Annotated in this window: 19 protein-coding genes; 9 read left to right on the top strand and 10 right to left on the bottom strand. The window is 44.1% G+C overall.

The features are described 5' to 3' along the window. Nucleotides 1–19 precede the first annotated feature (19 nt). Nucleotides 20–925, top strand: coding sequence for a tetratricopeptide repeat protein (locus LEP1GSC047_RS18210; protein WP_020989024.1), 906 nt, complete (start codon nucleotides 20–22; stop codon nucleotides 923–925). Here LEP1GSC047_RS18210 and folP read toward each other — a convergent pair. Continuing rightward, entirely contained in the window at nucleotides 922–1,794 is an 873-nt protein-coding gene (gene folP, locus LEP1GSC047_RS18205; RefSeq protein ID WP_010416396.1) for a dihydropteroate synthase, read from the bottom strand. The genes LEP1GSC047_RS18210 and folP overlap by 4 nt on opposite strands. A gap of 82 nt (nucleotides 1,795–1,876) precedes the next feature. Between folP and LEP1GSC047_RS18200 the strand changes: the two genes are divergently transcribed. Genes LEP1GSC047_RS18200 through LEP1GSC047_RS21415 form a run of 4 tightly spaced genes read left to right on the top strand, consistent with a single transcriptional unit; the run spans nucleotide 1,877 to nucleotide 7,003 of the window. Beyond that, nucleotides 1,877–3,952: an OmpA family protein gene (locus LEP1GSC047_RS18200; protein WP_010416398.1), complete on the top strand. Its 2,076-nt coding sequence runs from the start codon at nucleotides 1,877–1,879 to the stop codon at nucleotides 3,950–3,952. A 9-nt stretch (nucleotides 3,953–3,961) separates the two neighbouring features. After that, complete coding sequence (locus LEP1GSC047_RS18195; RefSeq protein ID WP_010416400.1) at nucleotides 3,962–5,116, top strand: DUF1577 domain-containing protein; 1,155 nt, start codon at nucleotides 3,962–3,964, stop codon at nucleotides 5,114–5,116. A 5-nt stretch (nucleotides 5,117–5,121) separates the two neighbouring features. After that, nucleotides 5,122–6,441, top strand: a complete 1,320-nt coding sequence (gene hisS, locus LEP1GSC047_RS18190) for a histidine--tRNA ligase (protein WP_039935494.1) — start codon at nucleotides 5,122–5,124, stop codon at nucleotides 6,439–6,441. A 13-nt stretch (nucleotides 6,442–6,454) separates the two neighbouring features. Continuing rightward, on the top strand, nucleotides 6,455–7,003 hold the full coding sequence (locus LEP1GSC047_RS21415) for a phosphatase PAP2 family protein (RefSeq protein ID WP_162141863.1): 549 nt from the start codon (nucleotides 6,455–6,457) through the stop codon (nucleotides 7,001–7,003). On the opposite strand, the gene LEP1GSC047_RS18185 is transcribed toward LEP1GSC047_RS21415, so the two are convergent. The 5 genes from LEP1GSC047_RS18185 to LEP1GSC047_RS18165 all read right to left on the bottom strand — a co-directional run bounded on the left by LEP1GSC047_RS18185 (nucleotide 6,929) and on the right by LEP1GSC047_RS18165 (nucleotide 13,139). Further along, nucleotides 6,929–8,119, bottom strand: a complete 1,191-nt coding sequence (locus LEP1GSC047_RS18185; RefSeq protein WP_010416405.1) for a Re/Si-specific NAD(P)(+) transhydrogenase subunit alpha — start codon at nucleotides 8,117–8,119, stop codon at nucleotides 6,929–6,931. The genes LEP1GSC047_RS21415 and LEP1GSC047_RS18185 overlap by 75 nt on opposite strands. Nucleotides 8,120–8,200: 81 nt before the next feature. Beyond that, nucleotides 8,201–9,136: a UDP-glucuronic acid decarboxylase family protein gene (locus LEP1GSC047_RS18180; protein ID WP_010416406.1), complete on the bottom strand. Its 936-nt coding sequence runs from the start codon at nucleotides 9,134–9,136 to the stop codon at nucleotides 8,201–8,203. Beyond that, nucleotides 9,129–10,010 carry a M50 family metallopeptidase gene (locus tag LEP1GSC047_RS18175; RefSeq protein WP_010416407.1) on the bottom strand — a complete coding sequence of 294 codons (882 nt, stop codon included), beginning with the start codon at nucleotides 10,008–10,010 and terminating at the stop codon, nucleotides 9,129–9,131. Before LEP1GSC047_RS18175 ends, LEP1GSC047_RS18180 begins: the two co-directional genes overlap by 8 nt. Before the next feature lie 88 nt (nucleotides 10,011–10,098). Continuing rightward, nucleotides 10,099–11,805: a methyl-accepting chemotaxis protein gene (locus tag LEP1GSC047_RS18170; protein ID WP_010416408.1), complete on the bottom strand. Its 1,707-nt coding sequence runs from the start codon at nucleotides 11,803–11,805 to the stop codon at nucleotides 10,099–10,101. Between the two features lie 107 nt (nucleotides 11,806–11,912). Then, the gene (locus LEP1GSC047_RS18165) at nucleotides 11,913–13,139 is read right to left on the bottom strand and encodes a DUF445 domain-containing protein (protein ID WP_010416411.1); all 1,227 of its coding nucleotides are present in this window, start codon (nucleotides 13,137–13,139) and stop codon (nucleotides 11,913–11,915) included. A gap of 139 nt (nucleotides 13,140–13,278) precedes the next feature. Here LEP1GSC047_RS18165 and LEP1GSC047_RS18160 point away from each other — a divergent pair, with 139 nt between their 5' ends. From LEP1GSC047_RS18160 to LEP1GSC047_RS18145, 4 genes are read left to right on the top strand one after another with little or no spacing between them, the layout of a single operon-like run. After that, nucleotides 13,279–13,749, top strand: a complete 471-nt coding sequence (locus LEP1GSC047_RS18160) for an LIC_10042 family TonB-like protein (protein ID WP_039935774.1) — start codon at nucleotides 13,279–13,281, stop codon at nucleotides 13,747–13,749. Further along, nucleotides 13,742–14,290, top strand: a complete 549-nt coding sequence (locus tag LEP1GSC047_RS18155) for a UpxY family transcription antiterminator (protein WP_010416416.1) — start codon at nucleotides 13,742–13,744, stop codon at nucleotides 14,288–14,290. The genes LEP1GSC047_RS18160 and LEP1GSC047_RS18155 overlap by 8 nt, the downstream gene beginning before the upstream one ends. After that, nucleotides 14,265–15,233: a KpsF/GutQ family sugar-phosphate isomerase gene (locus LEP1GSC047_RS18150; protein ID WP_010416420.1), complete on the top strand. Its 969-nt coding sequence runs from the start codon at nucleotides 14,265–14,267 to the stop codon at nucleotides 15,231–15,233. Before LEP1GSC047_RS18155 ends, LEP1GSC047_RS18150 begins: the two co-directional genes overlap by 26 nt. Nucleotides 15,234–15,245: 12 nt before the next feature. Further along, nucleotides 15,246–15,974 (top strand): type I 3-dehydroquinate dehydratase, encoded by a 729-nt coding sequence (locus LEP1GSC047_RS18145; RefSeq protein ID WP_010416422.1) that lies wholly within the window; start codon nucleotides 15,246–15,248, stop codon nucleotides 15,972–15,974. A gap of 10 nt (nucleotides 15,975–15,984) precedes the next feature. Here the strand turns inward: LEP1GSC047_RS18145 and LEP1GSC047_RS18140 are convergent, their stop codons facing one another. From LEP1GSC047_RS18140 to LEP1GSC047_RS18125, 4 genes are all read right to left on the bottom strand, one after another. After that, nucleotides 15,985–17,511 carry a tetratricopeptide repeat protein gene (locus LEP1GSC047_RS18140; RefSeq protein WP_020989111.1) on the bottom strand — a complete coding sequence of 509 codons (1,527 nt, stop codon included), beginning with the start codon at nucleotides 17,509–17,511 and terminating at the stop codon, nucleotides 15,985–15,987. A 117-nt stretch (nucleotides 17,512–17,628) separates the two neighbouring features. Continuing rightward, nucleotides 17,629–19,242, bottom strand: coding sequence for a GMC family oxidoreductase N-terminal domain-containing protein (locus LEP1GSC047_RS18135; protein ID WP_010416427.1), 1,614 nt, complete (start codon nucleotides 19,240–19,242; stop codon nucleotides 17,629–17,631). Between the two features lie 4 nt (nucleotides 19,243–19,246). After that, nucleotides 19,247–19,750, bottom strand: a complete 504-nt coding sequence (locus LEP1GSC047_RS18130) for a hypothetical protein (RefSeq protein WP_010416439.1) — start codon at nucleotides 19,748–19,750, stop codon at nucleotides 19,247–19,249. 80 nt (nucleotides 19,751–19,830) lie between these two features. After that, the gene (locus LEP1GSC047_RS18125; protein ID WP_373364536.1) at nucleotides 19,831–22,035 is read right to left on the bottom strand and encodes a ribonuclease R family protein; all 2,205 of its coding nucleotides are present in this window, start codon (nucleotides 22,033–22,035) and stop codon (nucleotides 19,831–19,833) included. Between the last annotated feature and the right edge of the window lie 555 nt (nucleotides 22,036–22,590).

The following is a 22,590-nucleotide window of genomic DNA, read 5'->3' as shown; positions in this document are numbered from 1 at the left end:
GATTCGTTACGCGGAAACTTTGGAAAACGACTCCGGGTTTGTCTATCTTTCCTCGCAACTATTTCCTCGAGAAATCGTGGATTCGATCAGGAATCCTTGGGAAGCTAAATCCCAAAGAGGAAAAGCCTCGTTAGCCAACGACAGAAATAATCTCGGAATTCTCTTAGCCAAAAATTCGCTTTTGGATGATGCGGAAATCGAATTTTCCGAAGCACATAAGCTCGCTCCTTCGGATCCCGTTCCCGTTTTAAATTTGATCCGCCTCTATTATCTCGTGGACGATATCTCTGAATGCAAAGCTTTCTTGTCAGGATACCTCAAAGCCGCCTCTCCGACAAATCGAAGTAAGGTGGAAAAAATTCTCGAGGAGTACCGAAGAGAGGATGAATTAGTTATCTACTGGGATGCCCTCTCTAACATTCCGGGTCAGGAAGTTCATGCCTGGAACGGACTTGCGGATTATTTTTTTCGAAAACAAGATTGGCCTAAGAGTTATTTTTACCTGGAAAAAATCCTCCAGCTAAGCCCTTATCATAAGAACGCGCGCGGTTTGATGCTTCAGATGGCGAATAATTTAGAAAAATGGGATGAAGCGATCGTCTTCGGTTTAAGTTTAGTACGAACCGGCGAGAGAATCCCGGATTTGGAATATTACCTTGCCCATGCATATTCCGAAAAAAAGAGATACGACGAGGCCCTAGTGTGGATAGGGAAAGTTCCGGACAATGAAAGAGAAAATATCCGTTTCTTGGATTTATGGAAGACCTGCTTACTTTCCAAAAACCCGAAAGCCGATCTTACTCCTTTAGTCCCCTATTTTAAAAAATTGAGAGCCCTAGGTTTACAAATTTCACAGGAAGACTTTTTACCGACTACGACTCCGGAAGGGAAGGAAGCCGCAGATCGAAACATTTGGGGCCGCTAAAATTCTCCGTTGGATAATTTCCAAATATGTATCGCTCTTATTAAATTCAAGGGAGCATGAGTTCGGATGATCGGGACTTTTTTTAGCCAAAGATACAGTTCGCAAACCGCAGTAGGAACCTCCCGATCGTCCACGGGAATTCCTCCTAATGCATTCCCTAAAAAGGATTTTCGAGTTACCGATACCATTAGTTGCGGAAACTCTTGCATAAATTTTTCCACGGACGCAAGAACTGCAAAACTTACGTTAGGATCGGGACTAAGAAAAAAACCCATTCCCGGATCGAAAATAATTCTATCTTCAGGAAAGTTCAAATCGGTTAGTCGGTTCTTGCGTTCGCGGAAGAAGGAAAAAATCTCGGATAAGACGGACTCCGGCAAAAGGCGGGACTCGGGCGCCGCTTTTTGGCCGCGGTCATGCGAATACATTAAAATGAATTTCGTCGGAAGCTGCCTAGATTCGTGCAATACGTTCAGGCTTTCTTCATCCGAGAAACCTCGAATATTATTTATATATTCCACTCCGAAAGAAATGGCCTTACGCATGACTTCCGGCTTGAAAGTATCTACGGAGATAGGAATTTTCCTAGCTTTCAATTCTCGAAGCACCTTCTCCATTCGTTCCCATTCGGTCTGAGGGTCCACCCAACCGGCCTTCACGTTAGAGGATTGAGCCCCGATATCGATGACGTCGGCCCCCTCCTGCACTAAAGACAAAGCTTTTTCGATTGCCTGATCGGAGTCGAGATACCTGCCCCCATCCGAAAATGAATCGGAAGTAATGTTCAGAACACCGAAAATCAAAGGCTTCGGAGGAAAATCCGGTCGATTCTCCCTTCCGTTCCGTGGATTCTTGCTTAGAGTTTCCATATTGATCCCTGCCGGTTTCCTTCCGATACTATATTTGTGAAAAGGAAAATCCAGGGATTTTCCGACTACGAGAATAAACCTTATGCAATTTTATAATCAAAAAACGAACGTAAGATTCCTATATTTCCTTACGGTTTTTCTCTTGCTCGGAGTCAGCTTCTCTTTCTCCGGACAGGCCGAGGCGCAACCGTTGCCTCCCCTAGCGGAACGACCGTTTGGCCCGCCTTTAAACACACAAAACGATGAATACAATCCCATCATCAGTCCCGACGGTCGATATCTAGTATTTCAATCCAATCGCCCCGGAGGCGAAGGGGAAATGGATTTATGGTTAGCGGAAAATGCGAATTATAAAAGCAGAGATGGGGAGGCCGATTGGCGGAAACCGGTAAATTTAAATCAGGACATTTGGGAAAAAAATAAGAAGGAATTACCCGCCGGAGAAAAACCGGCCAAACTTTTAAATACGGATAAATTCGAGGGAGGCATCTCGATCCGATTTGATGATTTCGGCAATCCGTCGGAAATTTTCTTCACGTCCGTCAAAAACGAAAAAGCCGATAGATCCGGCTACGATTCATTAAATATCTATTATACGAAGAGGGACGAAAAGACCAAACTATGGATCGACCCGATCCCAGTTCCCGAAATCAATTCCAACTTTAACGACAAGATGCCTGCAATTTCTCCTGACGGAAGATTTCTTATTTTCGCTTCCGATAGACCGGGAGGTTACGGTGAATACGATTTATGGGTGAGCTATCGAAATTTATCGAACGGATCTTGGTCTTCTCCCATAAATATGGGTGGAACCATAAATTCAAAATCCAGCGAGATCCTACCATACATACATCCTGATGGAGAGCAGCTTTACTTTTCGACCAATCGGGAAAATGAACGAAAAAAGTTTTCACTGTTTCGTATTTTCTTAAATCTACCTTCCGCTCCGGATACGGAAGATGAGGAAGATAAAACCTCCGTTTCCAAAACTTCGCTTCCTTACCCTGTTCCCGATACCGGAAGCCTTGAGAAACTGCCGTTTCCTTTCAATCTCGACATAAATGAAGGAATCGATTCCGAAGGAATTTCCTTCGATCGGGAAGGAATTTGGGCGTATATTTCTTCGAACAGAATCGGAGGTCAGGGTCAGTACGATATCTATAGATTTCAAGTACCCGAGTCTCTTCGCAATTCGTACGATGTAAGTTTCGAAGGATTAGTTTTGGACGGTTCGGAGGCCACTATGATCGGCCTCGACGCAACGATAAAAATTTCGGATTCAATCGGACCGAATCGAACCATCACTTCTAAACGAATCGGCGGCGACCTTTCAATAGGAACTCCTTCAAACTTCAAAACGGTTCTAAAGACCGGACGTGTCTACAAAGTAGAAATATCTTCTCCCGGCTTTTATCCGACAGAAGACAGATTGGATCTGCGTGGAAATATCGAGCGGGGAAAGAAAATTTATAAAACTTATGTCCTGCTTCCTATCAAAGACGAAGAGAAAGGTAAAACGCAGCCTCAGACTTCCGATGGAACCAAAAAATTTAAGGGAATGAAGGTGGTCGTAGTCGATGCTGCGACTAAAGAACCGATTCCTGGAGCAAGCGCTACAGTGTTTACACCGAAGAATCGCCAAGGAGAAGTGTTAAAATACAACAACGAGGAAAAAAATTTCCATCTTCCTTCGATTCCTGACACGGATTTTGAAATATTCGCCAAGGCTGAGAAATATATTTCCGAAAGTGTCAACGTGCTTAAAGCGAACGCTAAAGACGGGTCAATAATTTCTATCGCGTTAAAGCAAGAATCCGATGTTCCGGTTGTTCTAGGTATGAAACTCTACTTTGAATTCAATAAGACGAATCTGACTGACGGACATCGGAAGCAATTAGATCTACTTGTAGATTACCTGAAAAAGAATCCGTCGGATAAGGTAGAAATCGGGGGCCATACCGATAATATCGCCTCCAAAGAATACAACACGCGTTTAAGCGGAAAACGAGCGCGGAATGTCTACGACTATGTCCGGACAAAAGGTATACAAGCAAGCCGATTGAAAACCCGAGCTTACTGGTATTCCAGACCGGATGAAGATAACTCGACCGAACAAGGTAGGGCCAAAAATAGAAGAGTGGACTTCCGGAAGCTCTAAGGAGAACCGATGGAAGTCGAATATCGATCCTTCCTACAATCGCCGAGGGTTTGGGATAAAGTAACGGATCCTACCAAGGTAGCTTACATCATTAAGGAATACGTACATAATAACGGCCTATTCCTGAAGGAAAATCCGTTGAAACAAGAGCTACAGATTCTTCAGCATTCTCCCGACGGCAAAATTCATTTGCGAATCGATCCGAATTTCGTTAATCACGAGGATGAAATTACCGTTTATAAAACTCTGAGTAAACACATGGAGATCGGCTTTAAAGTCGAAACCGTTCATGAAGAAAGCGGCATAGCGATCTGCACACCTGAATACGTAAAAATCGCAAAGGATGGAAGAGTTTCTGCGAGAATCGAAGGCCTAGCTGGTAAAGTAGTCGCACATAGATTCCATACGCTAAAGAAAGAACAGGATTCCACCAAAGTGTTAGGAACTTCCGGTCAAATACTGCTGACCGATTTACACCGTAATATTCTCTCCGGTTTTCCCGGATCGCGTCTGATTTTCCAAGCCGGTCGAGAATTAACCCCGGAACAGGAATTGGTAAAAAGAACCGGTAAGGCGATCTTTATTTCCGACGCCATTTCTCTTGAACAACCGGCTATAGATTCGTTCGACGATTTCGAAATCCTTAACTTAAAGCAGGAACTGGAAGAAGAAATGATTCTCGAAGATAGAATCAAGGCCTATAGACTTGGCAAAGTAAAATCGTTCGTCGTAGTTCCCATATTTTACAAAGATTCACTAGACAACAAATTAGTGGCTTTTGGATACGCAGATTCCAAGGAAGCCGTGCTAGATCCTGCCATTTTGAAGAAATACAGCGAACTTGAACGGACTTTCAATAGCCGAATCGAAGACTCGAACACTCTGGATTTAGACATTCGACAAAACGTGGTAAACGCTTCCGAAGGAGGGATTCTTCTAGAAGTCACTGAATCCCAGTTAGTGGAGTCTTTTCTGCACAAACCTTTCTTTACGGCGGACTTAACCTTCAAAATGCAGGCCCCACTTAGGTTCGCTTTTAAAATCCGACATATTTCTCAGCTGGGGGAAATTTATCTGGTTGGTGCAGAAATAGTTGGCTCCAACGATGCAAAGGCGAATATGACTCTATTAAAGAAGAATCTAAGCTTCGTTAAGAGCCTTTAAGCGCCTTGGAAAAACAAAAATCCTTTTTACCTACAGCCCCTTATAAGGGCACGAGAGACTTTTATCCGGAAGATATGCACTTCCGCAACTGGATGTTTTCGGTTATGCGGGAGGTCGTCTTATCTTTCGGATATCAGGAATATGACGGCCCTATTTTAGAATCATTCGACCTTTATAAGGCCAAGAGCGGCGAAGAAATCGTTCAAAGACAACTTTACGATTTTACGGATAAGGGAGATAGACACGTCGCGATTCGACCGGAAATGACGCCTACTCTAGCTAGGATGGTGGCCGGGCAGGTCAGAAATCTCGCTAAACCGATCCGCTGGTTTTCCATTCCGAATCTTTGGAGATACGAACAGCCGGGTAAGGGAAGATTAAGGGAACATTGGCAACTAAATGTCGATCTTTTCGGAGTAGCCTCGTACAGAGCCGAAGTGGAAGTCCTTCTGATCGCCGATTCGATTTTGAAGCGCTTCGGAGCCCCCGCGGGTAGTTATCAAATAAAAGTATCGCACCGAGGAATCTTAGACTCGTTTTTGGGCAAATCGCTCTCCCTACCGAAAGAAAAGAGCCAGGCCGTTTCGAAGCTTTTGGATAAAAAAGCGAAAATTTCTCGGGAAGCATTCGAAGAAGAAATTAAGCCTTTATTGACCGATCCGAACAAACAATTACCGTTGATTTACTCCTATCTGGAGAGCACCGTAGATAGTTTAGAGAATTTTAATGGAATTGACCTGGAAGCTCTTGGATTCGTGCGGAAACTATTTGATGATCTAAAAGTTCTTGGAATCGAAAAACAAATCATCTTCGATCCTTCCATTATTAGAGGTTTCGACTATTATACGGGATGTATTTTCGAAGTCTTTGATACGAATCCGGAAAATCGAAGATCCCTCTACGGCGGCGGAAGATACGATAATCTAATCGGCCTTTTTTCCAATGATCAACTAACCGGAATCGGTTTTGGACTCGGAGATGTTACATTTAAGAGCTTCCTAGAAGGTCACAATCTTGTTCCGAATTTAAATAGGAATGATACGGTTTTTATTCCGGTCATGGAGGAACTCCTCTTTCCCGAAGTCTTAAAGTTAGCGGACCTACTTCGTAAGGAAGGCATTAAGGTGGAAACTATGCTCGAGGCAGGCAAGATCGGAAAACAGATTCAGACTGCGGAGAAAAAAGGGTATCGATACGTTATCTTTCTCGGCGAATCCGAAATCGCCAAGGGAGATGTGCAGCTCAAAGATTTACGATCCGGAGAGCAGCTTCTTATCTCCCGTAACGATCTCTCTTCGAAACTAAAGGATTCCTTACTTGGTTAAGGAAGTCGCCAAGATAAAAGGAATATTGGGAAGAGCGGATTACGTCGCAGCCAAATTTATTCGCGAAAGACTCCATTATCCTTGGCTTAACCGTATTTTATCGCGGGTCAATCGCGGTGAAATGATGCTTTTAATCATCGCTCCATATCTTGCATACGCGACGTGGATAGGCATTCTTCCGCATCCAGGGTGGATCGTACTTCCCTATACCGGTTTAGTGGCCTATGCAAACGATCGATTCGTTTTATTTTTGAAGAAAGTTATCTCGCGGAAAAGACCTTTGATAACGGTCGTAGGTAAAATCGATGAAAATCCGGACATGAAACATTCGTTTCCTTCGGCCCATGCATCCAATTCGATGGCTGCGGTAATTTTGCTGGTATTCTTATTCGGTTTTCCGGAGTGGTTTTTATTATTAAGCCTGTTAGCAGGGATAGGAAGATTACTATCCCTGCATCACTTTCCGAGCGATGTGCTCGGAGGTTGGCTAATCGGGAGTGGATTCGGCTTTTTGGGTCTTCTTCTTGGCAGGAGCCTTATTTCCCTGTTTACCGGAACCTAAAGCATCCTGAGTCAGCTTATGACGAATTTCTCCGTTAAACGTAATCGTAGTCGAAGAAAGAATCTCGTCGTTTAAGTCTAAGTTTATCTTCTTTTCTTTAAGTAGCAGCTTTAAGAAATTAAGAATATTCTTAGCAAACATTCTTGACGCATCGCCGGGAAGAGAACCGGGTAAATTAAGATGTCCTATTACGGAGACTCCGTTCTTGGTCAGAACCGTTTTACCGTGCTGGGTATATTCGCAGTTTCCACCCATACTGGACGCTAAGTCTACGATCACCGAACCGGCTTTCATTCTTTCCACTATTTTTTTCGTAATAAGAACCGGTGCCTTGCGCCCCGGAATAAGTGCCGTCGTAATGATAGCGTCCGCCTTTCCTGCAAACTTATCGATCGCTTCTTGCTGCTTCTTTTTGTATTCTTCCGTTTGTTCGACGGCGTATCCGCCTGCTGCCGCGGAATGACGAGCGCCTTCTACTTCGACGAATTTTGCGCCCAGCGACTGAACTTGCTCTTTCACTTCCGGGCGAGTATCGAATACGTCCACTACGGCGCCTAATCTTCTCGAGGTAGCTATGGCTTGAAGGCCTGCGACTCCTGCGCCAATGATCAAAACCGATGCCGGTGTAATCGTTCCGGCCGCAGTCGTCAACATCGGGAAGAACCTGGTGAGATGTGTCGCCGCGAGTAAGACCGCTTTATAGCCTGAGACGGTGGCTTGCGAAGAGAGAACATCCATGGATTGCGCTCTTGTTATACGAGCAATCGCATCCAAACTAATCAGAGTAACCTGCTGAGATGCCAATTTTTTTACTACTTGCGGATTCACTGCCGGCTGGAACATTCCCAGATAGATTCCGTCTTTCTTAAGTTTAGAAAGCGTGGACGCGTCCGCTAAATGAATGCTTGTTACGATGTCCGATTTCTTGAGGATATCCTGACGAGAAACGATCGTTGCTCCGGCTTTTTTATAATCTTCGTCTGAAAAGTAAGATGATTCTCCGGCTCCCTTTTCAACGAGAATAGAAGCCCCTATTTTTTTGAGGGCATCAACGACGTCTGGGGTTACCGCTACCCGGGTTTCTTCCTTCGCTTCTTTTAGTACTCCGATATTCATACAGCCTGCTCGAAAATAAAGTTTTTCGGTTCAATTCCCTGTAATTCGGGAAAAGTACGTCCAGATTTTCCCGGTGAACGATTAATCCAAGTGATTTTTGAAATACTCGACTGTTTTCCGGATTCCGTCTTTTAACGAGACTTTCGGTTCATATCCCAGTTTTTGTCTAGCGAGACTTAGATCCGGCCTTCGACGCGATGGATCGTCTTGGGGCAGAGGTTTGTACACGATTTTGGACGAGGATCCTATTTCCTGAATCACCAATTCTGCTAATTCCTTTACGGTAAATTCGCCATCATTGCCAAGATTGACAGGACCGATAAAATCCGGCGCGTCCATCATTTTAATTATGCCTTCCACCAAATCATCTACATAGCAAAAAGATCTAGTTTGAGATCCGTCTCCGTAGATGGTGATATCCCGGCCTGCCAAGGCTTGCACGACAAAGTTGCTCACAACCCGGCCATCATCGGGGAGCATTCTAGGGCCATACGTATTAAAAATTCGAATGACTCGAATGTCGACCTTATGATTTCGATGATAGTCGAAGCAAAGAGTTTCCGCCACTCTCTTACCTTCGTCGTAGCAACTTCGAATTCCGATCGGGTTAACATTCCCCCAATACGATTCTTTTTGCGGATGTTCCAACGGATTTCCGTAAACTTCGCTGGTCGAGGCTTGCAGAATTCTCGCTTTTACCCGCTTTGCTATGCCTAGCGCGTTCATTGTTCCTAGAACGTTCGTCTTGATGGTTTTGATCGCGTTGGATTGGTAATGCACGGGACTTGCCGGACAAGCAAAGTTATAAATCTTATCCACTTCTAATCGAATCGGTTCCGTTATATCATGCCGAATTAATTCGAAGCGCGAGTTGCTTAGAAGTTTTTCGACGTTCTCTTTTCGACCCGTATGAAAGTTATCTAGGCAGATAACTTCATGACCCTGGTTGATCAACCTCTCGCAAAGATGAGATCCGATAAAACCGGCTCCACCGGTGACTAAAACTCTACTAACCATCTAATTTCTCTAAATCTTTAAACTCGGGCGACAAAGGTTTTCCGTTCAAATCCAAGCCGCGGCTTAAAAACCAATCCAGGACTTCCGGCGTTACTTCTCCCGGAAAAGGAGATTCCTTATTATCTTCACCCGGCATCGAAGACCCGGGTAAAAATTCTTCCAAGTTCGGATCTCGAACCGGAACTACGGCACGTTTCAAGGAAAAGAATATGATGGATACGCTAAAAAAAGACCAAAGGAGAGCAATCAAATATCCCAGGAATACGACCGATTTAGGAGTTGCATTTTTCGGATCGGACCCGGTAGCCCAGTAAGCCAAAATCCCGGCATCGGTATTTTGAATATTTTCCGTAAAATCTAAAAGATCATAGAGACTGTATAACGTTACGCTTGTGCCGAGAAAAACCGTAACTAACCGGTCCCAGCCGAAAGGTAAAAAAGCCGCGATTAATACGAATATTCCCCAAGAAAGTCCCGTCTTTTGCGCGAGACTTCCGGCCGTAGTATATTTCAACGTTAAGAGTAAAATCGCGCCGCCCAATATCAAAAGCGTGGGTCTGACTAGTCTGCCTTTGAAACCTCGATTTAATAAAAATCCGCCGACTAAGCAACACCCTAAATAACCGGCAGATACCACGAATACGAACGGGCCTTTTCCTGCAAGCGGAGAGGCAATGGTTTGTCCGGATTCATCGCCTTGGAGCTCGATGGTTTGGACACTTCCACCTGTAAGTAACGTTGCCGTAGCGTGACCCGCTTCGTGAATGAATACCACAAAATCCTTTAAGTAGGAGACCCATCCATGATTCCAGTACGACAATAAGGTGGCGACGATTGCCAGCAGAAGCGCAAGACGTAGGAAGCGATTTTCCATCCTAGTCCGATTATCGGCAAATCGAGAAATGAGAATTGCAAGAATTCAATATCGAAATTTTAAAAAGAAACCCGCAAACTTAGAAAATTTACGGGAGCTCCTTTTCCGTTTTAAAATGACCAAGAATGCCCTTAAATCTTTCGGAATGATGCAATGCGTCGTCTACGACGTCTTTTATATCCTCCGAAGTTGTGGCGATCTCTTCCGCGTTTTTAGATATGATGTGCATCGAAGCGGAAATTTCTTCCGCGGATATTTTTTGCTGCTCGGAGGAATTATGCATCATCTTCCCGAGAGTGAGCACTTGGTCGGAACTCATACGAATCTCTCTCAATCGACCGGATTGTTCGGATAGATGAGCTCGAACCTGCGAAGCCGACGAGTGAACCTTTTCTATATAATCCTGAAGTTTTCGAAAAACGTCGACCGACTGATTTACCTTTATCGCACCTTCCTCGACGGAAACGGAGGTGTTTTTTACTAGCTGGATGATATCTTTGATACTGTGTTTCGTTTGTTCGGCGAGTTTCGATATTTCATCCGCGACGACCGAAAAACCTTTCCCCGCTTCACCCGCTCGCGCCGATTCGATCGATGCATTCAAGGCAAGTAAGTTCGTCCTTTCCGAGATACTAGTTATGATCCCGACAATTTTATTGATTTGATTCGAGAAGGATTTAATCTCTTCCATCGAACGAATTGCCTCGTTAAAGATAAGCTCCGCTTGATGGGCCCTTCCCGATACTTCTCCCGTCTGAGATGCAAGTTCTTCCATCGAACGAGAAGTTTCGCGTAAAGAGGAATCAATGGAACCGATGCTATTATTCACGTTCGAAAGACTACGAGTCTGCTCGCCTATGGTAATTACTATCTCTTCGATCGTCTTTGAAAGTTCCTCGGAAGCAGCAGCAGTTTCCTCTACGGACGCGGCCTGGGTTTGCGTACTTCCTCTAAATTTCTCCAGGGATTTAAACAAGGATTCGTATAAATTTAAATTTCTCCCGTAATTCTCTTTCATCTGAACTAGGAGTCCCCATAAGCTTATAGACAAGCAGCGGATATTCGTATATATCTTATCCACATCCTCCCGACCTTCTTGTCTGGATATGTCGGTTAATAAATTTCCGTTTACGAGTTGTCTGACGATTTCCACAACTTCGCGAATTTTAGCTCCTTGTTTGGACATCGTCCGTAAAATCGAAAATGATCCCAGCAATCCCAATCCTAACGCGAGCAAGGACAATAACGGATCGACGGAAAAAAATCGGTAGCAAAGGTAACCTGTCGGAACTATGACAAGACTTAATTGCACGAACGCTAAACCTAGATTCCCGAGTCTTGCTTGTAGATTGTGAACCGTAGATGAGATTTTGAAGCCGAAGCTTATGCCACGATTCAGTTTTTGGTAAAGCTTATCGGCTTTTTCGATATCCGACCTTTCCGCTTTCTTGCGGACGGACATGTAGCTCGTAATCTTATCGTTTTCAAAGACCGGAGTAACGGTTGCATCTACCCAATAATGATCGCCGTTCTTTGCTCTATTTTTAACGATTCCGTTCCAAGGACGTCCCGACTGTATGGTCTTCCACAAATCTTCGTAAATGATAGGGGGCAGGTCCGGATGTCGAACGATATTATGCGGCTCTCCCAGCATCTCTCGTTCCGTAAAACCGCTGATTTCGGCAAAATCCTTAGAGACGTAGGTAATTCTACCCTTCGGGTCCGTTCTCGAAATGATAACGGCATTTGCCGGAAAATGAATTTCTTTACCCGTAACGGGAAGGTTTTTCCTCATAGCTTCTTATCTATAAGTATCGTCATTTGAGCATAGCGAAAATGAATCCGGTATGAGATGGGAAACGGAATTCTTACGATTGCAGCCATGAAAATAGTCCTAATGGGCTAAAGTCCGGTAAAGACTATATATGCCTGGATGCATCCGGCAATTCCACCTAACAAGGCCCCAAGAAGAATTAACGTGGTTTCGTCCTCTTTAAAAACCGAATGTAGGAGTTGCTCGAATTCCAAGGCTGGGAGAACGCTTAACCGTTCGTAAATTATTTTTTCAATTTCAAGAGTTTCCTCGAGATATCCTTTCATTCGCTCGGCCGTTTCGGGTACTAAACCGACGATCATTTCGGTGATCTTTTCCTTTAGTTCCTCGACTTTCGCAGTACCGATCAACAATTTCGCGTATGGAATTCTTTCCTTTAATTTCCGCTCGGACAATTCCTTTGATCGTATTACCAATTCGTTTACGATCAAATCTCCGCCTTTCCCTAAGAAAATCAACCTCGTTAAATTTTCGGTCGTCAGCACCCGGGACGCAATAACCGAAGCAAACTCCTTCGAAACTTTTTTTTGTCTTTTTAAGAATAGTCCTTGGTATTTAAAGAGGAGGAAATTCCTGGGTTCGAGCGGATGAAAGATCATTAAGATCGCGAGCCAGTTCGTTAGATAGCCGACGACGATTCCCATGATCGGCATAGTCCACCATTGATTGAATATTCCGATAAATGCCACTTGAACGCACCCGATTAAAAATCCGAAATATATTCCGGATCTGATGATGAATTTAAATTCGGGACCGCCGCATCTTCTAAAGACTTCGACCAGATACTTAGTATTGGGCCCCGACAAAGAAGCTCGAATGAGTTCGTCCACTTGCAGAACCTTATGCAATTCCTTTCCGAAAGAATGATAAACCTCTCGTATCTTTAACGGGATTTCCTCTTGAATTTCTCTCTCTAATGCCTCCCTCGATCCTTTAGGAAGCATCGACCACAGAGCAGGACTTGCGGCTACTAGAACGTTCTTTACTATATCTTTAGAACGCAAACGAATCAGGTCTCGAATTAATTCCACGATTTTCGACGGTTGAATTTTTCGATACAACTCGTAAGGATTCACGAGTCTTGTAATTAATACATTCGCGATTAAGCCGCTCATTTTCACCGCGTGATGAGGGATGATTCCTTGCCAGCCGATGAAGCCGATTCCACGGAATTCGTTAGGAAAGAAAATCATTTGAACCGCAATATAATTCGTAACCCATCCGACAAAGGAGCAAGTTAAGAAAATCGAAAGAACCTGAATCGAGTCAGGATAGGAATGAAACCATTCCGACATGGGAGACCCATCTTAGCTTCGGAAAAATAACGTTCAAGAAGAAATCATATGCATCCCTAACGCCGGACTCATCGGTTTTAAGGCACTCGGCAAGGAGTTGCCAATTCGGACCTTAGATTTTTCTCTGGAAGAAAAGATTATGAATTTTCGCTCGAGCATATTCCTGTCGACGATTGTTCACCTATTATCGGCAGGCGGAGTTTTATTTTTCAGTCATGCTAGTTTGGGCGACCTCGACTCGGTTAAATTGCATCTGAGCAGAGGTAGCATTCCCAATTTACGCTTTTCGATTCCCTCTACTCTTGGAAATGGACTTCCCGTTTCAGACCAAAACAGGAACGCAGGTACGGAAGAGTTCGAGATCGAAAAATTCAAGAACGAAATTCATTTTCCGCCGGAAGCATTGGAACAAAGACTAGAATCCGATTGTACTTGGAACGTAGAAATCGGCCGGGAGGGCGAAGCTAGAAAGGTCACAACGATTCGTCCCTGTCGCTACCGAATTTTCGAAAGTCAGTTTAGAAAATCCATTTATCGGTGGAAATTTCAATTAAAAGAAGGTACTGTTCTCACTATACCGGTATCTTTTCGAATCGAAACAAATGACTGATCCAAATAAATCGTGGTATGCCATCTATACTTTTTCCCGCTCGGAAAAGAAACTCGCAAACGAGTTGGAGAAAAAAGGAATAGAAAGCTTTTTACCTTTAATCCCGGTAAAGAAAGTTTGGTCGGATCGGGTAAAAACGATTTATCAACCGGTATTCGCCTCTTACGTATTCGTAAAGATCGATCTAAATACGGAAAAGATTCGAGTGCTGCAAACGCCCGGCGCACACCACTTACTTTCGGTGGCGGGAGTTCCCTTGCCGGTTCCGGAAGAGGATATCAATCTCGTTAGAATATTCGTAAACCAATTTCCGGAACGTTTACAAATAAGGAATGAAGAGAAAATGGAGCCCGGAAACAAAGTGCTAATTACGGGTGGACCTTTCAAGGGATATCGGGCGATCGTATTACGGAAGATTAATTCTGTCACGGTCAAGGTAGCGATTGCGGGAATTCAATCCAGTGTCGCGATCGATATTGATCCCGAATCCATTGAAATTGAAGAGGAGAATAAAATTGGGCGAAACGCTAGACAAAGTTAAGAAAGCCTTAGACATAGAAATCGAATCGATACGATATTTCAGAGAAAATCTGGACTCGAATGTGGAAAAAGCGGTCGAGTTAATTTACTCCGCGAAGGGTAAAGTAGTAGTTACGGGCGTCGGTAAATCGGGCGATATCGGAAAGAAGATCGCCTCCACTCTTTCTTCAACGGGAACTCCTTCCTTCTTTTTACATCCCTCCGATGCCGCACACGGTGATGCGGGAATCGTTTCCAAAGGAGATGTGGTATTGGCAATCGGAAAAAGCGGCGAAAGCGAAGAACTACTGAACTTATTACCTACCATTAAAAACTTAGGTGCGATATTGATAAGTTTGACGGCAAACCCTCAATCAAGATTAGCTCAAGACAGCGATCTAGTCGTTTTGACTCCGGTCTTGAAGGAAGCGTGTCCTCTAGAACTCGCTCCTACCTCTAGTACCACTATAGCACTTATGCTTGGGGATGCGATAGCCATGGCATTAATGGAAATGAGGAACTTCCAAAAGGAAGATTTCGCCTTATACCATCCGGCCGGGAGACTCGGAAAAAGATTATCTCTAAAGGTCGACGACGTTATGCGAAAAGGAGATAAAATTGCTAAAGTTCTTCCCGATACCCGACTAGAGACGATTCTTTCCGAAATTACGGCCAAACTCTTGGGAGCCACCGCCGTTGTTGACCATAAGGAAACTTTACTTGGATTTATTACCGATTATGATATTCGCAAACTTTTGAAAGACGGGAAATTCCATAAGGAGTCCCAAGCTTCCGATATAATGAATTCGAAGCCTTCTTCTTTCGAAAGCGGCACGATGGCTTATGATGTCCTTCAGTCGATGGAACGTCGGGAAAGACCGATATCCGTCGCTCCTATCGTTTCGGCGGACGGAAAACTTTTGGGAATCGTATCGATTCACGATCTATTACAAAAAGGATTATGAAGGTTCCAAGCAATGGAGAATCCCGAAAAAATCTTCATCATTCTCACACTCGACGAAGAGGAGTTTTTCAATTTGAAGGAACTCCCCACTGCGGACTTTCTTGAAATTCGTTTGGATTTATTTCAGAATTCTCAGGGTAAAACGGCGGCGATTTCGGAAGCCATTAATAAATTGAATGCCCGCATAATACTCACTTATCGTCAACCCGAAGATTCAAGTTTAAAGGCAAAGTCCGTTTGGACTCAGGAAGATGTAGCTCCTCTTCTGAAAAATTTGAATATCGGAAAGCATTATCTTGATTTGGAATTAGATAAGGATAATTCGATATTCGCAAACGTCGATGAAGCCGATTTCGGAATCATCCAATCCATTCATTCTTTCACAGGTATCTTGGGACTGGAAGAACTGGAATTCTACTTTCGAACGGTAGCGGAAGAATCTTTAGGGGCAAAGCATATGGACCTTCCTTTCGATCGAATTCTAAAAATCGCAGTTATGCCGAATACGGAATCCGACGTCTTAGCATTCAGAAACTCGAGTTTAAAAATATCTCAACTAGTACAAAAGCGAAGTCCTCGTCTGGGTTATTGCAGTATCTTGATGGGCGAACGTGGACAAAAAGATAGAATATTTCCGGAAAGGCTCGGCTCTCGCTTCACGTATACGTGTTTAGGAGAACCTAAGGCGCCGGGGCAAATTAATTTGGAGACCCTTCTGCATGAAAGAAATGAAAAATCATAAAAATGCCAAGTCAGTCCGCTTCGACTTCCGGTTCCAAGCTTGGCCCCTGTGGATTTAACTTAGCGCTCGGCGGATCCGTTGCTCGAGTACCGGCTTTCGTATCCAAAAATTTCTTAAACCTATCGTCTTCCTCGAATTTTTTGAATTCTTTCTCTTTTTCCGCGGAGTTCCAGAAAGATTGATTTAGCTCGGCGGCTTTTTTTATGTTCGCCATTACTTTATCAAGGTTTCCTAGACGCGCATAACATTTTGCTAAGAGAAAGTACGCATTCGAAGAATTCTCTATCTTCTCCAAAAGAGTAATTGCCTTTTCAGGCGAGCCCGTGTAAAAATACGCTTTTCCTAAATAGAATCTGTATTCCCTTTCTTCTTCCTCGTCCGGTTCGACGGAGCGGAAGTAACGCAAAGCCTTATTGTACTGTCCCGCATTCGTATAATATCTGGCTAATTTTAGAATTCCGTCATTGTATACTTCGGGAAGATTCTGAAGATTCGGGTTTTCCTTTTCAATCGAAGTAGCGATTTCCTTTAAGAGATCATATCCCTCGTCTTTTTTACCTTCTTGAATCTTGCAGAGCCCTATATACATTTTTATTTCTCTCGTTTTCTCACCGAATTCAAGAGCCTTCTCGGCCGTCTTAATTGCGTTTTCACAATCTTTAAGCTGCCACTTTATTTTCGTAAGTCCGATGAGAGGTAGCACGGTTTGTTTATTTGCATATGCTTTCCGATAATATTTTGTGGCCTCATCGAAATTTCTTTTTTTATGAAATGCTGCCGCTTGTGTCAAATGAGTAAAATAAAGTAATTTTTCCCGCTCAGGAGGAATCTTCGATTCTATTCTGTTTAACGTAGCCAACGCTTCGTCGTATTTAGCGATTCTGACCAATACAGCGCCGTACTTATATCCGTATTCCACGTTTTCAGGCTCTTCTTTTACCAGTTCGGAAAGAATACTCTCCGATTTTGCGAATTCTTTTTCATTATAGTATGCGAGGGATAACTGCCATTTTAGATTTTTATTATTCGGATCTTGGCGGAATTTTTTTTCCAGGGTGGCGACACTTTCCGGTTCGTTGCTTTCTTCATGAACGACCGGGCGAGAAGGACGTCCGCCGCCGGAATATCTTTCCTCGGCTGCAGCCTTCATTTTTTGAATATGATTTAGATCGGGCGCGATCTTCAAAAGACGACTCGAATACGTAATGACTTCCCCGTACTCCCGATGATAATTATAATAGAGAATTATTTTCGTATAACAATTAATGACGTCCTTCTTCGGAAGACTTAGCGTAACAGCCTTTTTAAAAGCTTGAATTGACTTCGGATAATCTTTTCTGCTCTCATATATATAGCCCATATACATCCAAGCTTCGCCCGAACTCGGATTGTTATCGTTGTACTTTTGAAATTGCTTAAGTGCTTCGGTATAATCCTTTCGGGAATACGCCTTTTTTCCTTCCCTCAAATCCGCAAAAAGGGAAATGGATGCGATAAACAGGGAACAGTAGACCAGGCTCCGAACGGCGGAATACATCGGAGTTAAATTGAAAATTGAGGCTCGTCGCGAATGGAGAAAAAACCGATCGGACATATATCCAGTTTTAGCGAAGAGCTTCCTTGATAAAGTGGAATTCTCCCCGCCGGACTGGAATTAATTATTTCCCAAAACTTCCGACTTACGCGAGGCTAAGGCTCTGGCCGCTCGCACATTGATGCTCATCGTGGTAATTTGGGGATTAACGGAAAGCCCTGTCGGATAGACGGAAGCATCCATTACGAAGATGTTTTTATGTCCATAGAGCTCGAAATTCGGATCCACCGCACCTTTTTCAGGAGAATCAGCCGCCTGAATCGATCCGTGTGGATGCGCTGAACCTACCGAAAGGCGGCCCGGTTCGATGCTCTTGTCTAAGACCCAGTCAAATTTGCTACTTTTTTCAACAGGTATCGGCTCCTGAATATCCGGGAATGGGAAGACGATCGCCTTAGCCCCCGCTGCAGCTTGAACCTCTGCCAACATTTTTATGCCCTTTAATAGGTTCTTTCCGTCCGTAGGTGTAAGTTCAAAATAAACCTTTCTTCTTCCTAAGGACCATTTTACGGAGGCATTCGCCTCACCATCGGCCCCATCCCGTACGAGAACAATGCCTGCATTCATATGCGGATACTTTTTAAGTATATCGAATTGACTTTTACCGTAAAACGGAACTAAGGAACTTGCGAGAGTGGGCCGAAATGGAGCCACCTCGAGCCAAAATCCATAACCGCTCCCGTTTTGGTTATGACCGTCTTTAATGACTGCCGACTGCGGAGGCCCGGAGAACATATTGATCTTTTCATCAAATAGGGCAAAGTTCGTGCTCGTCGGATGAAGTTTAAGATTCCGACCTACCCAATCGTTCCCTAAACCGGACCTTTGTAGCAGAGCGGGACCTTCGATCGCCCCGGCACTCAAAATGACTACGGATGCCTCTATTATCATTTTTTGAATTACATTGTCCGGCGCCTTTTCGTACGCGTCGGGGGAAAATTCGGCAATGACCGTTTTGGTTGCCCCGTCCTTAATGGATTGCGCTCTCATGTTCGGAACGACGGTTGCACCGGCTTCGATCGCATCCGGAATCCAGGTTAAAAAAGCGGATTGTTTGGCGTTGATCGGGCAACCTAACCCGCATCGACCCAAGCCTATACAACCGTCATTATTATTTTTCAAAACCTCCGGGTGCAGTCCTAAGGCCTTGCCCCCCTTCAGTAAGATACTATTGTTCGCGTTTATTAGATTTCCGGGAACTTCGTGTACGCCGATTCGATCGTGTACTTCGGAAATGATATCGTTCATTTCCTCGCGACCGTATCCTTTTAATCCGAATCGTTTGTCCCATTCGTCCGTAACATATTTCGGCGGATAAAGCGAAGTCTGCCAATTCACGGTAGTGGACCCGCCTAAAGTCTTTCCTTGTAATATGGAAATCGTTTGTTCTTCGGTAACTATAAAACCCGCATCCCTGTACAACCGTGCTTGCGAAATAAATTCATCTCCCGAAAATTTTGCGGGCGTGAAATACGAGCCCTCTTCGATTAACAAAACTTTCCATCCCGCTTTAGCCAAAGTCGCTGCCGCTACGGCACCGCCTGCTCCGGAGCCTATGATTACTACTTCCGTTTTTACTTTCCAAACTCCGTCCTTAATACCTTGCCGGTTTAAGAAATCTGCGTGTTTATTCGGAGTGAGAATGTGATCGTTTGCAGCTGGAATTCCGCCCATGAATTTATCCTTCGTATCCTACAAGTTGTTGAAAGCGCCTCTCCTTAGAAACCAAGAAGAAGGAAAGTTGACGCATGATATTATACGCGCCGCGCTTTAAAGAAAGAGATGAGTGCTTCCAAGATAAAAGACGCTTTTCTCTATTTTCCTTTGAAAGGCTGGCGAGAGGCGTGAATGAAAAATCCAAAGCTAGTGCAACGAGCGTTGAGGTGGGCAAAAAAGCGAGCAATTGGAGAGTGGATTCCGTTTCGATGGGATACGGATGGCCATAAATATATTGATCGGCGGCTATGCCCAAATCGAAATCCGGCAAGGGATTTCCTTGTAAAAATACTTCCTGCAAGGATCGAAATGCATGGTACTGGGACGCCGACAATCCTTTTAATTGAGGTACCGGCTCGCCGCCGCAAGATGCCTGGGGAAGAACGACCGCCGTTACAGCGGCACTCTTCCATAAGAATTTTAGAAAAACGTTACGCGAGATCTTTTCAGATAACAAAGATTCCAATTAGATACCCCCCGAAGCCTCGTGTTCGAAAACAGAAAATTTATCGTAACGAATGTTCTAATTTCCTACAGATCCCTTGTCTACCCTTTCTTTTGGAATTTTTTTAACTTAACGTAGATTCTAATTTCTTCAAAATCGATTCGATCCAATTCTACCGAAAGCTGTTCGCCAAGAGTGAATAGTTTCGAATATTTTTTTGAATAGAAAGTGAAGTCGTTTTCTAATATCAATTCACCTTCGTCCGTGAATTCCAAAGCCGGAATGATCGCTTCGACCATTGGCGTGTCCAAATCTACGAAAGCGACTGCAGACTTAAACCCTGTTAGAGTTGCAGTAAATTCTTGAATTCCGGTTTTTTCCAAGAAGCGGCATGCTTTTAGTTTATAATAGTCCCGCTCGGCATCCGCTGCCTTGCGCTCCTCATGGGAAGTATGAAGACTCATAATTTTAATATCTTCGTCGTTATACAGATTTTCCTTCTCCAAAAGAATACTCTGCAAAACTCGATGACAAACCAAATCGGGATATCTCCGAATCGGCGAAGTAAAATGGCAGTAGTCTTTGAATCCTAGTCCCCAATGCCCCAACTGCTCGCCGGAATAGTATGCCTGCATAAAACTTCTTAACAAAGAAATATTGAACAAGCGTTCGGCATGACTACCGTTGATCACACCTAAAACGTTCTTTATGGATTCGTAGCTAGTATCTTTTAACTGAGCGTTAATTCCGTTCAAATTAAGAAAAGCGTTCAAACTATCCAGCTTCTCCACGTCCATCGGTTCATGAACCCTATAGAGCGTCGGGCGTTTCTTTTTACGTATGAATTCGGCCACCTTGATGTTTGCGGATAGCATAAATTCCTCGATGAGAATATGGGCTTTTAACCTTTCTACGGTTGCAATTTCTATAATATTATGCTCGCTATCGGTGATTACTTTCGTTTCCTTCAGATTCAAGTCCACTCTGCCCTCGGCGAGTCTTCTTTCTCGAAGTACATTCGCGAAACTCATCATTTTTCCGATCCAATTTTCCGGACCGCCCTCTAGAATTTCCTTTTCGGCACGATTATACGTATATCTTTCGGCGACTTTAATGATTGATTTGTAAAATTTAGCGTGCGTAATGTTTCCTTGCCAATCCGCGTCCATTTCGACCGTAAAGGCAAGTCTGTTCTTGCCTGCGACCAAACTGCAAAGGTTCTCGGAAAGCTCCGGAGGAAGCATAGGAACGACTCGACTTCCCATATATACCGAAGTGGCGCGAGTGTACGCCTCTACATCCAACGGCGAGCCCGGTTCGACGTAATTCGCTACGTCCGCAATATGCACATAAAATCGAATTCTTTTTCCTTCTTCTTCGAAGGAAATCGCATCGTCGAAATCTTTGGAATATTCGCCGTCGATAGTAATGCATTTCAAATTTCGTAAATCTACCCGGGAACCCCAGTCTGATACCGAGGCTTCGCTTACTTCTTCGGGGAGAGAATCCAGCTCTACGTCATCAGGATATTGGATTTTGAAATTATACTTCATCAACATCCGAAGCAAATCCACGTCTTCCTTCGTATCCGATTCAAACCGAATGAAGTGCGACTCGTAAAGATTTCTTTCGTGATTATTCTCTTCCTTTAAACTAACGACAAGAACGTCACCGAGTTTGATTTCATCTTGAATGTCCTGTAATAAGCTCTTCCGAGGTAGAAACGATTCCTTTCCCTCTCCATCCATATCCAAGAAAGTTCCGATTATGAATTTATCGGATTTTTCCGTGATCTTCATTCTATACAGTTCTCTTCCTCGACGGAGAACCGACACCACCTCGCCTTCTAACTTTCCCTTCCGCCCCATTCCGGTCGGTAGAATTTGAACGGTATCTCCTTGAATTGCAGTACCCGTGTATTGGGAAGGAACGAAAATTTCCGTACCGGTAGTCAGTTTCGCGAAACCGTCCCCTTTTTTGCTTAACGAGATGGTTCCTTCCAAGGTCTGGTCGGGATGCACGAGTATATTTTTACCCTGAATTTCAATCAGTCCTTCCTTTTCGAATATACTGAGATATTCTTCCGCGGAGCGTTTGGTCTCCTGTGCTTCCCATTTTTCTTTTCTGAATTTTTTCTTTTTGGCTCCGGCTTTTTCCCCTAACCGAGACAATGTTTCATGAAAGGAAAGCACCTTCCCCGCTTTTGTGCGAAGGTATTTTAGCAATTTTTTACTAGGTTCGTTTTCTCTTTCCCAATCTTGATTTCCAAAACTGCGGCTGAATTTCTTCCGATCGTATCCCGGAATATGCGTTTCTTTTTTAGAATGAGATCGATTCGGCCGCTCTTCCTGACGTTCGAAACCGCTCTGCTTCGGCTTGAAATCCGTCGACTTGCTCGCTATACTCTCTTTTTTATCCGGAACTTCCGAACTATGACGGGATTTTTTCTCATCGGATGATTTCTCATGCTTCGACTTCTTCTCGATTTTGGAAGTCCTGACCCGCGCATTATCTTTATCTCGCTCGGGTTGTCCCTCTTTCATTTTCCGGATTTCTTGAGGAGGGTGTTGCTGTTCCTGCTTCCTTACAAGCTTTTCAGCCGCGACGCGTTCCTGAGCCCTCGCTTTACTCCGAGCCTCCATACGCTTCCGTTCCGCCAAACCTTCACGCGAAATTCTCTCGTCCCGTTCTCTTTCTTCCTTACTTTTTTCTTTTTTCGAGTGGCCTTTGATTCGCGCCTTGAACGCCTCTTTAATTTTGCGCTCTTCCGCGGGAGATAATTCGGGAAGATCTATGTGTTCAAGTTGAGGCTTGCTTTGTCTTTTTTCGGACGAACCTTGTTTTCGAGAAGGCCGAAGAGA

Source organism: Leptospira inadai serovar Lyme str. 10 (assembly GCF_000243675.2).
GTDB classification, from domain to species: Bacteria; Spirochaetota; Leptospiria; order Leptospirales; family Leptospiraceae; genus Leptospira_B; species Leptospira_B inadai.
Note: the sequence above shows the minus strand (reverse complement) of the source record. Positions and strands in the feature narration are given on the sequence as shown.